Raw genomic sequence first — 11,732 nt, forward strand, 5'->3', positions numbered from 1 at the left:
CGCGTCACCCATGACGCTGGACGCATCAACGGCGACCGGTCCCACCTCCGTGGTGGGGCCGGTCGCCGGCGTCGCGTCGCCGGGCGTGCCCGCAACGGGTCCGCTCGTCGGCGTCGACCTCGGAATCGGCGACGAACTGGACTGCGAGGCGGATCTGCGTACACTCCGCTCCGGCCTGGAGCAGGCCGGCCTCGGCGAAGGCCTGTGGATCACCACCCACCCGGTCGGGGTGCGACCCGACCGGCACGCTGCCATCGTCGTGGCGCTGCCGGCCGCCGGCGACGGCCCGGCCGGAGAACGACGGGCCTTTGACGCGGTCCGGGCCGCACTGGCCTCCGGCCACACCCACAGCCACGCCGTGTACGAGCCGGCGATCGTCTGCGGCGACCAGTCTGTGGGGGAGCGCGAGGCCCTCATCGGGGCCTACGAGGCACTCGCCGCGCGTGAGGCCGGCTTCGGCGGACGCGCCGTGGCCTTCCCCGGCGACCAGCAGCTCATCGGCGAGGTCACCGTGGCCGACATCCTCGCCTCCGCGGTGGACGACGTCGTCGACCTCGCGCGCGGTGAGGTCACCCCGGCGGACCGGGTCGGCACGCGCGACTTCGTGCGGCCCCTCCTGCGCGATGGCCGTTGGGTTCTCATCGTCCAACCCGCCGTCGGTGAGACCTTCGTGCCCTTCGAGGAGCCGAACCCGCACCGCTGCTGTCAGGACCACTGACCGGCCCAGCCACGGATTCGAAACGAGACGCCTCATCCCGGATGGCGGGATGGGGCGTCTCGCGCGTTGACACCGACCCCCCCGGAGGGGGAGAGTGCCCGTGTGGCACTTGTTCGTATCGTCGTAACCACCGGGCGCTCGGCCTGATCGCACCCGCGATCCAGCCAGCGCCATCCCTTCTGCCCGCACCCGGGCCGAGGGGTTTTTTTGTGGGTACGGCAGGCTTGACCCACGCGCCACAGCACCAGACACGACACTCGGAGGCAACGGTGAGCGAGAGCACCGCAACACACGGTCGGACGTCCCCCAGCCCGGCCACGGTCGCGCAATACACCCAGGGGCAGGTCGCCGCGCAGGTCACCGGTGCCAAGAGCCTGATCCTCTCGCTCGAGGCGGTCGGGTGCGAGCATGTCTTCGGCATTCCCGGCGGCGCGATCCTCCCGGCCTATGACCCACTCATGGACTCGACCAAGGTGCGCCACATCCTGTGCCGCCACGAACAGGGTGCCGGTCACGCCGCCGAGGGATATGCCGCGGCCACCGGTCGGGTCGGCGTGTGCATGGCCACGTCCGGTCCGGGTGCGACCAACCTCGTCACCGCCATCGCCGACGCGCACATGGACTCGGTGCCGATCGTCGCGATCACCGGGCAGGTCAACAGCGCCTCCATCGGCTCGGATGCCTTCCAGGAGGCGGACATCCGCGGCATCACCATGCCGATCACCAAGCACAACTACCTCGTCACCGACGCCGCCGAGATCCCCCGCGTCATCGCCGAGGCGTTCCACATCGCCAGCACCGGTCGACCCGGCCCGGTGCTGGTCGACATCTCCAAGGACGCGCTGCAGGCGACGACGACGTTCGCCTGGCCGCCGCGCATCGACCTGCCCGGCTACCGCCCGGTGACCAAGCCGCACCAGAAGCAGATCCGCGAGGCCGCGCGCCTCATCACCGCGGCCGAGCGCCCGGTGCTGTACGTCGGTGGTGGGGTGATCCGCGCGGGCGCGGCGCAGGAGCTGCGTCGATTCGCCGAGCTGTGCAACATCCCCGTGGTCACCACGCTCATGGCTCGGGGCGCGTTCCCCGACAGTCACGCACTGCACCTGGGCATGCCGGGCATGCACGGGTCGGTCGCCGCAGTGACCGCGCTGCAGCGCTCCGACCTCCTCATCACGATCGGAGCGCGGTTCGACGACCGAGTCACCGGACAGCTCAGCTCGTTCGCGCCGCACGCCAAGGTCATCCACGCCGACATCGACCCGGCCGAGATCGGCAAGAACCGGATCGCCGATGTGCCGATCGTCGGGGACGCCAAGGGCATCCTTGCCGACCTCATCGAGACCGTCACCGCCGAACATGAGGCCGGCGCCGTCGGCGACCACACCAGTTGGGTCGCCGCCACCACGCAGATGCGTGAGACGTACCCGGTTGGGTACACCCCCCACGCCGAGCAGACCGGCCTCATGCCGCAGTACGTGCTCGAGCGCCTCAGTGCGATCGCCGGGCCGGAGGCCACGTACGTCGCGGGTGTCGGCCAGCATCAGATGTGGGCGGCCCAGTTCATCGACTACGAGCGCCCCAACCAGTGGCTCAACTCCGGGGGCGCGGGCACGATGGGCTACGCGGTCCCGGCGGCGATGGGTGCCAAGGTGGCCGAGCCCGAGCGCACGGTGTGGGCGATCGACGGTGACGGCTGTTTCCAGATGACCAACCAGGAGTTGGCCACCTGCGTCATCAACGACATCCCGATCAAGGTCGCGATCATCAACAACTCGACCCTGGGCATGGTCCGCCAGTGGCAGACGCTGTTCTACAACGAGCGGTACTCCAACACCGACCTGCACACCTCGGCCGGCGGCAGCCGCGTGCCCGATTTCGTCAAGCTCGCCGACGCCTACGGGTGCCTGGGCCTGCGCTGTGAGCGCCCGGAGGACGTCGACGCGGTCATCGCGCAGGCCATGGCGACCAACGACCGCCCCGTCGTCATCGACTTCGTCGTCGAGCGGGACGCCATGGTGTGGCCGATGGTCCCCGCCGGTGTGAGCAACGACGACATCCAGATCGCCAAGGACACGGCCCCCCAGTGGGACCGTGAGGAATCCGAGGCGGTCGAGCAGGACACCGACGCAGACCACGACGGAGAGTGACCCAGACCATGACCGATGTGCACACCCTGTCCGTGCTCGTGGAGAACAAGCCCGGTGTCCTCGCCCGGATCTCCGCGCTGTTCTCCCGCCGTGGGTTCAACATCACGTCCCTGGCGGTGGGGGAGACCGAGCACCCCGAGATCTCGCGCATGACCGTCGTCGTCGGTGCCGCGGACTTCCCGCTCGAGCAGGTGACCAAGCAGCTCAACAAGCTCGTCGAGGTGCTCAAGGTCGTCGAACTCGACCCGCTGCACTCCGTGCGTCGCCAGATCGTCCTGGTCAAGGTCAAGGCCGACCAGGCCACGCGCGGTCAGGTGCTGGAGGTCGTGCAACTGTTCGACGCCAAGGTCGTCGACGTCGCCACCGATGCCCTGGTCATCGAGGCCACGGGCGACTCCAGCAAGATGGAGGCCATGCTCGAACTGCTCGAACCGCATGGCATCCGCGAACTCGTTCAGTCCGGCGTCGTCGCCCTTGGGCGTGGCAGCCGGTCGTTGACCGACCGCGCGCTGCGCTCCGCCTGACCGACCGAGCCAGCCCCACGGCGATCCGTCGCGTGACCCACACGCGCCACCACCGACCAACCCAACCGAAAATCCAGCATCAGCTGCAATGACAAGGAGCACCAACCATGGCCGAGATGTTCTACGACGACGACGCCGACCTGTCGATCATCCAGGGCCGTAAGGTCGCGGTCATCGGCTACGGCTCGCAGGGTCACGCCCACTCGCTCAACCTGCGCGACTCCGGTGTTGACGTGCGCGTCGGTCTGGCCGAGGGCAGCAAGTCCAAGGCCAAGGCCGAGGCCGAGGGTCTGCGCGTGCTGAGCGTCGCCGACGCGGTCAAGGAGGCCGACCTCGTCGTCATCCTCACGCCCGACCAGGTCCAGCGCTCCGTCTACGCCAACGAGATCGAGCCCAACCTCAACGCCGGTGCCGCGCTGCTGTTCGGGCACGGCTTCAACATCCGCTTCGGGTACATCACCCCGAAGGCCGACGCCGACGTCCTCATGGTCGCCCCCAAGGGCCCGGGTCACCTGGTGCGTCGCGAGTACGTCGACGGCCGTGGCGTGCCGGTGCTCCTGGCCGTCGAGCAGGACGCCTCCGGCACCGCCTGGGACCTGGCCAAGTCGTACGCCTCGGCCATCGGCGGCCTGCGCGCCGGCGGCATCAAAACGACCTTCACGGAGGAGTGCGAGACCGACCTCTTCGGTGAGCAGGCCGTGCTCTGTGGTGGCGCGTCGCAACTGGTCATGTACGGCTTCGAGACGCTGACCGAGGCGGGCTACCAGCCCGAGGTCGCCTACTTCGAGTGCCTGCACGAGCTCAAGCTCATCGTCGACCTCATGGTCGAGGGCGGTCTGACCAAGCAGCGCTGGTCGATCTCCGACACCGCCGAGTTCGGTGACTACGTCTCCGGCCCGCGCGTCATCGACCCGCACGTCAAGGAGAACATGAAGGCCGTCCTCGCGGACATCCAGAACGGTGCCTTCGCCAAGCGCTTCATCGACGACCAGGACGCCGGCGCCCCGGAGTTCAAGTCCCTGCGTGAGAAGGGTGCCCAGCACCCGATCGAGGCCACCGGTCGCGAGCTGCGCAAGCTCATGGCCTGGGTCGACACCGACCGCGACTCCGACTACGTCGAGGGTTCCGCCGCGCGCTGATCGGTCGCGGCACCTCGCACCTCACGCGAGACCCCCACCCCACGCGGTTCGAGGTATGAACCGGCGGATTCCCGCCGCGTACTACCTCGAACCGCGTGGGGTTTGCGCGTCTGGGGTGCGCGCGTCACGGTGCGTGCGTTGGCGGGCTTGCCAGCCGAGGCGCCGGTGTACCACCCGGAAAAGTCGGGTCGGGGGGCGGCCATACGATGGAGCCCGGCATTGCCCATCCCCCCGATCGACTGCGAAGGACACCCGATGACCAAGCCTGTCGTGCTCATTGCCGAGAAGCTCAGCCCCGCCACCGTCGAGGCGCTCGGGCCCGACTTCGAGGTGCGCTACTGCGACGGCGCCAACCGGGACGAGCTCCTGCCCGCCCTTGCCGACGTCGACGCCGTCCTGATCCGCTCGGCCACCAAGATGGACGCCGAGGCGATCGCCGCGGCCAAGAACCTCAAGGTCATTGCCCGCGCCGGTGTCGGCCTCGACAACGTCGACGTGCCGGCCGCCACCACCGCCGGTGTCATGGTCGTCAACGCGCCGACCTCCAACATCACCTCCGCCGCCGAGCTCGCCGTCGGCCTGCTCCTCTCCGCGGCCCGCAACATCGCCCCGGCCAACGCCGCGCTCAAGGGCGGCAAGTGGGCCCGTAGCCAGTACTCCGGTGTCGAGGTGCTCGAGAAGAAGGTCGGCATCGTCGGCTTCGGTCGCATCGGCCAGCTCGTCGCCGAGCGTCTGAGCGGCTTCGACGTCGAGATCCTCGCCTACGACCCGTACATCTCCGCGCAGAAGGCCGGCGCGCTCGGCGCCCGCCTCGTCAGCCTCGACGAGCTCCTCGCCGAGTCCGACTTCATCACCGTTCACCTGCCGAAGACCGCCGAGACCCTCGGCCTCATCGGCGCCGAGGCGCTGACCAAGGTCAAGCCGTCGGTGTTCATCGTCAACGCCGCCCGCGGCGGGATCGTCGACGAGGCCGCCCTGGCCGACGCCATCCGCGAGGGTCGCGTCGCCGGCGCCGGCATCGACGTCTTCGCCACCGAGCCGACCACCGAGTCGCCGCTGTTCGAGTTCGACTCCGTCGTCGTCACCCCGCACCTGGGCGCCTCCACCGACGAGGCCCAGGAGAAGGCCGGCATCTCGGTCGCCAAGTCCGTGCGCCTGGCGCTCTCGGGCGACCTCGTGCCGGACGCGGTCAACGTCTCCGGTGGCGTCGTCGACGAGGAGGTCCGCCCGGGCATCGACCTCGTCGAGAAGCTCGGCCGCATCTTCACCGGCATCGCCGGTCAGGTGCCGGTGCAGCTCGATGTCGACGTCAAGGGCGAGATCACCGAGCACGACGTCTCCATCTGGAAGCTCGCCGCGCTCAAGGGCCTGTTCATGGACCTCACCGAGGAGCCCGTCACCTTCGTCAATGCCCCGCTGCTGGCCAAGGAGCGCGGTCTCGAGGTTCAGCTCATCACCGACCCGGTGGCCGAGGAGTTCCGCAACGTCACCACGCTGCGCGGCACGCTGGCCTCCGGTGCGGTCATCACCGTCGCCGGCACCCTGACCGGCCCGAAGATGGTGCAAAAGGTCATCGGCATCGACGGCTTCGACCTCGAGGTGCCCGTGACCGACCACATGGCCTTCGCCAACTACGAGGACCGTCCGGGTGTCGTCGGCACTGTCGGCAACCTCTTGGGTGCGGCGGACGTCAACATCGCCAACATGCAGGTCGCCCGCCGTGACGACGGTCGCGCCCTCATCGCGCTCGGCCTCGACGGCGCGATCCCGGCCGAGCTCGCCACGAGCATCGCCACCGAGATCGGCGCGGCGTCGATGCGCGCGGTCAGCCTGACCGACTGACCAAGACCAGTCGAACCACGCAGGGCCCACGCACCACGCGGTGCATGGGCCCTGCGTCCTCTGCCCCCCGGTCTCTGCCCCCTCGGCCCGTGCTTTCACCGATCCGACAGCCGCCCACCAACGACGCCACGCCCGCGCAACGACGCCAGGCCTGGCCAGCGATCACCCCGGGCTGGTGGGGGAGGTGCTCTTCGTTGCAGTGCTCACCGACAGCCTGACGTACGCGTACTTCCCGATGGTCTTGGCATCGGCCACGCACGACTGTGGGAGCCGAATCCTGTCGTTGGCGTCGCCCACCTGCACGGGCAGGGCGTCCACCTCGACGCCCTTGTCGACCTCGTAGGTGCGCCCGACCTCCCTCAGCAACCAGCGACCGTCTGAGTTGCGCATCAAGGTGACGTCCGTGTCGGCATCAAAGACGAGGATATGGCGATCGGTGCCGAGGAAGCTCGATTTGTCGTCGCCTTGGACATACGGGCACCCAGAGCTCGTCACCCGGAGACGTTCGAACGGGAGCGCGATATCGGGAAACCCCAGGCCACGCGTGTCGCGCCAGACGGGCACCGACAGGGCACCTCTGGCCAGACTCTGTTCCGTCGACGCCGAGTACGTCGACGACGTATCCGGTGATGTCGTCTGCGTCGCCGACGTGGCCTGACTCGTCGAGTCCGACGCTGGGAGCCATTGGCTGGTCGCCGCGACCGTCGTGACGGCCAGAATGCCAGCCGCCGCGGCACCCACGAGGGGCACTACATGGCGGAGTCTCGATCGGCGGCGTGTCGGCAGGGGCTGGACCGGCAATGCCGGTCGCCGCCGCTGCGCTCGCGCCGTTTCCACGTCCACCAACTCACGGATCAGGCGGTCGGTCTCATCGTCGAGGCGCTGGGTGTCGCCGCGATCCTCGGGTGCGGAATCATTCATGGGTGGTGACCTCCACGGCTCGGCGCAGGGTGGCCCGCGCACGGGACAGGCGGGACTTCACGGTCCCGGTGGGGATGCCGAGCTCATCGGCGATGTCCTGGTCGGACTGCCCATGGACGGCTCGGCGGATGATGAGGTCACGCTGCTCCGCGGTGAGTTCGGCCAAGAGCCGCCAGACCTCGTTGAGTTGCGGTTCCTCGAAGGCGATCGCGGCGTCGACCGCGTCATGCAGCGGGTCCAGCCTGCGGCGGCGGCGCATCTCGTCGATGGTGAGGTTGTAGCCGACCCGACGCACCCACGCTCCGGGCTTGTCATAGTTGCCGACCTTCTCCCACTGCTGGATGAGCCGGGCGAACGCCTCGTTGACGCACTCCTCCGCCACGTCACGCGAGCCGCCGATGAGCGTCAGTTCGGCGACAAGACGAGGCCACTGATCCGCGTACAGGCGGCTCAGTTCCGCGTTGCGCTCAACTCTCACGGCCCATACACGTCCTTGACCACGTCTGGTTCCACCCATCTTGCCGCCCCGCCCGAACAGTCGCCGACGCCTGCGCTGACGCCGGTCACAAACTGAGACAACGCATCCACATGTCGGACGCCGCGCGTACGCTGTCGACCATGAGCGAAGCCGTGCAGCAGTCGTCGTACAACCTGGGTGTCATTGCCGGAGACGGGATCGGTCCCGAGGTCGTGGCCGAGGGCCTGAAGGTCCTCAACGCCGTTGTCGGCGAGAGCGGCCCGTCGTTCTCCACCACCGAGTACGACCTCGGCGCGAAGCGCTGGCACGCCACCGGTGAGACCCTGCCCGACGCGGTCGTCACCGAGCTCCGTGGCCAGGACGTCATCCTCCTCGGCGCCATCGGCGACCCGACCGTGCCGTCCGGCGTGCTCGAGCGCGGCATCCTGCTGCCCCTGCGCTTCCAGCTCGAGCACTACGTCAACCTGCGCCCAGCCAAGCTCTACCCCGGCGTCACCAGCCCTCTGTCGACGGAGGTCACCGACCAGGGCCTCGACTTCGTCGTCGTCCGCGAGGGCACCGAGGGCCCCTACGTCGGCAACGGCGGCGCCATCCGCGTCGGCACCCCCAACGAGATCGCCACCGAGGTGTCGATCAACACCCGCTTCGGTGTCGAGCGTGTCGTGCGTGACGCCTTCGCCCGCGCGCAGGCCCGCCCGCGCAAGCACCTGACCCTGGTGCACAAGCACAACGTCCTGGTCAACGCCGGTCACCTCTGGCGGCGCACGGTCGACGAGGTCGGAGCGGAGTTCCCCGACGTCGAGATCGCCTACCAGCACATCGACGCGGCCACGATCTTCATGGCCACCGACCCGGCCCGCTTCGACGTCATCGTCACCGACAACCTGTTCGGCGACATCATCACCGACCTCGCCGCGGCCATCGCCGGCGGCATCGGGCTCGCGGCCAGCGGAAACGTCAACCCGGACCGCACCGCTCCGTCGATGTTCGAGCCGGTCCACGGCTCCGCGCCCGACATCGCCGGCCAGGGCAAGGCCGACCCGACCGCGACGATCCTGTCGGTCTCGATGCTCCTGGACCACCTGGGCCGCACCGACGAGGCGGCCCGGGTCGAGGCTGCCGTCGCGGCCGACCTCGCCGAGCGCGGCTTCGCCCCCCGCACCACCACCGAGATCGGCGACGCGATCGCCGCCCGTCTCTGATCCACCTGCCAGAATGGGTCAATGCCCGCCCACGTCGGCGGGCATTGACCCACGCTCATTGAGGAGTCCCGCATGTCGCTGACCTTCACCGTCAACCACCGTCCCGACCCGGTCGACGAGACGCGGCGTGCGGAGATCCTGGCCAACCCCGGATTCGGCACGTACTTCACCGACCACATGGCGGTCATCACGTGGACCAAGGGCCAGGGGTGGCATGACGCCAACGTGGTCCCGTACGGCCCGATCCAGCTCATGCCCAGCGCCGCGGTGCTCCACTACGGGCAGGAGATCTTCGAGGGCATGAAGGCCTACCGCCACGATGACGGCTCGGTGTGGACGTTCCGGCCCGAACGCAACGCCGAGCGCTTCGTCCGCAGCGCGCGACGTCTGGCCCTGCCCGAGCTGCCGGTCGAGGACTTCGTCGCCTCGCTCAAGGCCCTCGTTGAGGTCGACCAGGCGTGGGTGCCGTCGGCTGAGGGCGAGGAGGCGAGCCTCTACCTGCGTCCGTTCATGTACGCCTCCGAGGCCTTCCTCGGCGTGCGACCGGCCCACGAGATCACCTACTGCGTCATCGCGTCTCCGGCCGGCGCGTACTTCTCCGGCGGTCTCAAGCCGGTGACGCTGTGGCTGACCGAGGAGTATTCGCGCGCCGGCGCCGGCGGCACGGGCGCGGCCAAGTGCGGCGGCAACTACGCCGCCAGCCTGGCTGCCCAGCTCGAGGGCGAGGCCAACGGCTGCGACCAGGTCGTCTTCCTCGACTCCTCGACGCACACGTACATCGAAGAGCTCGGCGGCATGAACGTCTTCTTCATCACCAAGGACGGCCGCATCGTCACGCCGGAGTTGACCGGCTCGATCCTCGAGGGCGTCACGCGCGACTCGATCCTCCAGCTCGCCACCGAGATGGGCCTCAAGCCGGAGGAGCGTCGTGTCCCGATCCAGGAGTGGAAGGGCGGGGTGGCCTCGGGAGAGATCGAGGAGATCTTCGCCTGTGGCACCGCCGCGGTGATCACGCCCATCGGTGAGCTCAGGTGGGCCGGCGGTTCCGTGCCGTCGACCGCGGGGGAGAGCGGGGGTCCGGTGACCAACGCGATCCGTGAGCGGCTGCTCGACATCCAGTACGGCCGGGTCGAGGACACCCACGGCTGGCTGACGAGGCTCGTCTGATGACGTCCTTGCAGGTCTACGACACCACCCTGCGCGACGGAGCCCAGCAGGAGGGCATCAACCTCTCCATCGACGACAAGCTCGCCATCGCGGCGCTCCTCGACCAGCTCGGCGTCGGCTTCATCGAGGGCGGCTGGCCCGGCGCGAACCCGAAGGACACCGGCTTCTTCGAGCGGGCGCGTACGGAACTGAATCTGCGCCACTCCGTGCTGGCGGCGTTCGGGTCGACCCGGCGCGTGGGGATCAAGGCCGCCGACGACCCGCTGACCCGCGCGCTCATCGACGCGCAGACCCCGGTGGTCACGCTCGTGGCGAAGTCCCATGTCGGGCACGTCGAACGGGCGCTGAAGACGACGCTGGATGAGAACCTCGCGATGATCCGCGACACGACATCGTTCCTCGTGGCGGAGGGGCGTCGGGTCATCATCGACGCGGAGCATTTCTTCGACGGGTGGGTCCGGTACCGCGACTATGCCCTCGAGGCGGTGCGGGCCGCGGCCGAGTCGGGCGCCGAGGTCGTCGCGTTGTGCGACACCAACGGCGGCATGCTGCCCGACCAGGTCGCCGAGGCGGTAGCCGACGTCATCGCCGCGACCGGCGCGAGGGTGGGCATCCACTGCCACAACGACACCGGGTGTGCCGTTGCGAACTCGATGGCCGCGGTCACGGCCGGAGCGTCGCACGTGCAGGGGACGATCAACGGGTATGGCGAGCGCACGGGCAACGCCAACCTCGTGACGATCATCGCCAACCTTCAGCTGAAGAAGGGCCTTGAGGTCGTCACCCCCGAGCAGCTCGGCCAGCTCTCGCACGTGGCGAACAAGATCGCCGAGGTGACGAACTTCCCGCCGTACTCGCGCCAGCCGTACATCGGCTCCAGCGCGTTCGCACACAAGGCGGGGCTGCACGCCTCCGCCATCAAGGTCGACCCCGACATGTACCAGCACACCGACCCGCAGCTGGTCGGCAACGACATGCGCATGCTCGTCTCGGACATGGCCGGCCGGGCGTCGATCGAGCTGAAGTCCAAGGAGGTCGGGATCGACCTCGACGGGGACACCGAGACGCTGACCCGGGTGCTGGCCAAGGTCAAGGACCTGGAGATGCAGGGCTACACCTTCGACGGCGCCGACGCCTCGTTCGAGTTGTTGTTGCGCCGCGAGGTCGGCGACTCGGTGCCCGACTTCGCCGCCTTCGAGGGGTGGCGGGCCATCACCGAGGCGCGCGACAGCTCCGGGGAGACCGCGTCGGAGGCGACGATCAAGGTGCGCACCGGCCAGGGCCGCGTCATCGCCACCGGTGAAGGCAACGGTCCGGTCAATGCCCTCGACACCGCGCTCCGGCAAGCCCTGACCCCGGTCTACCCGGAGATCGAGGGCATCGAACTCGTCGACTTCCGGGTGCGACTGCTCGACACGAGCCACGGCACCGGGGCGATCACGCGGGTGCTCGTGGAGCATCGTGACGCCGACCGGGCCTGGACGACGATCGGTGTGGGCGGCAACCTCGTCGAGGCCGCGTGGGAGGCGCTCTGGGATGGCCTGAGCTACGGGCTGATGCAGTCCGGCGTCGCCGCCCGCTGAAACCCCTCTTA

The 11,732-nt window shown here is 69.1% G+C and carries 11 protein-coding genes; 9 read left to right on the forward strand and 2 right to left on the reverse strand.

Annotation, left to right across the window (positions count from 1 at the left end):
• Positions 1-10 precede the first annotated feature (10 nt).
• The 5 genes from KD1_RS06655 to serA all read left to right on the forward strand — a co-directional run bounded on the left by KD1_RS06655 (position 11) and on the right by serA (position 6,370).
• Positions 11-718 carry a hypothetical protein gene (locus KD1_RS06655; protein WP_068399369.1) on the forward strand — a complete coding sequence of 236 codons (708 nt, stop codon included), beginning with the start codon at positions 11-13 and terminating at the stop codon, positions 716-718.
• Between the two features lie 269 nt (positions 719-987).
• Entirely contained in the window at positions 988-2,865 is a 1,878-nt protein-coding gene (locus KD1_RS06660) for an acetolactate synthase large subunit (protein WP_068399372.1), read from the forward strand.
• 8 nt (positions 2,866-2,873) lie between these two features.
• Positions 2,874-3,389, forward strand: coding sequence for an acetolactate synthase small subunit (gene ilvN / locus KD1_RS06665; protein ID WP_068399395.1), 516 nt, complete (start codon positions 2,874-2,876; stop codon positions 3,387-3,389).
• A gap of 107 nt (positions 3,390-3,496) precedes the next feature.
• Entirely contained in the window at positions 3,497-4,528 is a 1,032-nt protein-coding gene (gene ilvC, locus KD1_RS06670; protein WP_068399374.1) for a ketol-acid reductoisomerase, read from the forward strand.
• A 255-nt stretch (positions 4,529-4,783) separates the two neighbouring features.
• Positions 4,784-6,370: a phosphoglycerate dehydrogenase gene (serA, locus tag KD1_RS06675; RefSeq protein ID WP_068399377.1), complete on the forward strand. Its 1,587-nt coding sequence runs from the start codon at positions 4,784-4,786 to the stop codon at positions 6,368-6,370.
• Between the two features lie 162 nt (positions 6,371-6,532).
• Here the strand turns inward: serA and KD1_RS06680 are convergent, their stop codons facing one another.
• The gene (locus KD1_RS06680) at positions 6,533-7,111 is read right to left on the reverse strand and encodes a hypothetical protein (RefSeq protein WP_157073217.1); all 579 of its coding nucleotides are present in this window, start codon (positions 7,109-7,111) and stop codon (positions 6,533-6,535) included.
• A gap of 12 nt (positions 7,112-7,123) precedes the next feature.
• Here KD1_RS06680 and KD1_RS16545 point away from each other — a divergent pair, with 12 nt between their 5' ends.
• Positions 7,124-7,300, forward strand: coding sequence for a hypothetical protein (locus KD1_RS16545; RefSeq protein WP_157073218.1), 177 nt, complete (start codon positions 7,124-7,126; stop codon positions 7,298-7,300).
• Here the strand turns inward: KD1_RS16545 and KD1_RS06685 are convergent.
• Entirely contained in the window at positions 7,284-7,769 is a 486-nt protein-coding gene (locus KD1_RS06685) for an RNA polymerase sigma factor (RefSeq protein WP_068399383.1), read from the reverse strand. The genes KD1_RS16545 and KD1_RS06685 overlap by 17 nt on opposite strands.
• 140 nt (positions 7,770-7,909) lie before the next feature.
• Here KD1_RS06685 and KD1_RS06690 point away from each other — a divergent pair, with 140 nt between their 5' ends.
• The 3 genes from KD1_RS06690 to cimA all read left to right on the forward strand — a co-directional run bounded on the left by KD1_RS06690 (position 7,910) and on the right by cimA (position 11,721).
• A complete protein-coding gene (locus tag KD1_RS06690) occupies positions 7,910-8,971 on the forward strand; it encodes a 3-isopropylmalate dehydrogenase (RefSeq protein WP_068399397.1) in 1,062 nt (353 codons plus the stop codon).
• A 72-nt stretch (positions 8,972-9,043) separates the two neighbouring features.
• On the forward strand, positions 9,044-10,138 hold the full coding sequence (locus KD1_RS06695) for a branched-chain amino acid aminotransferase (protein ID WP_068399386.1): 1,095 nt from the start codon (positions 9,044-9,046) through the stop codon (positions 10,136-10,138).
• Positions 10,138-11,721, forward strand: coding sequence for a citramalate synthase (gene cimA / locus KD1_RS06700; protein ID WP_068399389.1), 1,584 nt, complete (start codon positions 10,138-10,140; stop codon positions 11,719-11,721). Before KD1_RS06695 ends, cimA begins: the two co-directional genes overlap by 1 nt.
• Positions 11,722-11,732: the final 11 nt, after the last annotated feature.

This window comes from Kribbia dieselivorans NBRC 106261, from assembly GCF_001552435.1.
GTDB lineage: Bacteria > Actinomycetota > Actinomycetes > Actinomycetales > Dermatophilaceae > Kribbia > Kribbia dieselivorans.

Coding starts and splice junctions, on each gene's coding strand:
- KD1_RS06655 (WP_068399369.1), top strand. CDS start 11: ATGACGCTGGACGCATCAACGGCGACCGGTCCCACCTCCGTGGTGGGG.
- ilvN (WP_068399395.1), top strand. CDS start 2,874: ATGACCGATGTGCACACCCTGTCCGTGCTCGTGGAGAACAAGCCCGGT.
- ilvC (WP_068399374.1), top strand. CDS start 3,497: ATGGCCGAGATGTTCTACGACGACGACGCCGACCTGTCGATCATCCAG.
- serA (WP_068399377.1), top strand. CDS start 4,784: ATGACCAAGCCTGTCGTGCTCATTGCCGAGAAGCTCAGCCCCGCCACC.
- KD1_RS16545 (WP_157073218.1), top strand. CDS start 7,124: ATGGCGGAGTCTCGATCGGCGGCGTGTCGGCAGGGGCTGGACCGGCAA.
- KD1_RS06690 (WP_068399397.1), top strand. CDS start 7,910: ATGAGCGAAGCCGTGCAGCAGTCGTCGTACAACCTGGGTGTCATTGCC.
- KD1_RS06695 (WP_068399386.1), top strand. CDS start 9,044: ATGTCGCTGACCTTCACCGTCAACCACCGTCCCGACCCGGTCGACGAG.
- cimA (WP_068399389.1), top strand. CDS start 10,138: ATGACGTCCTTGCAGGTCTACGACACCACCCTGCGCGACGGAGCCCAG.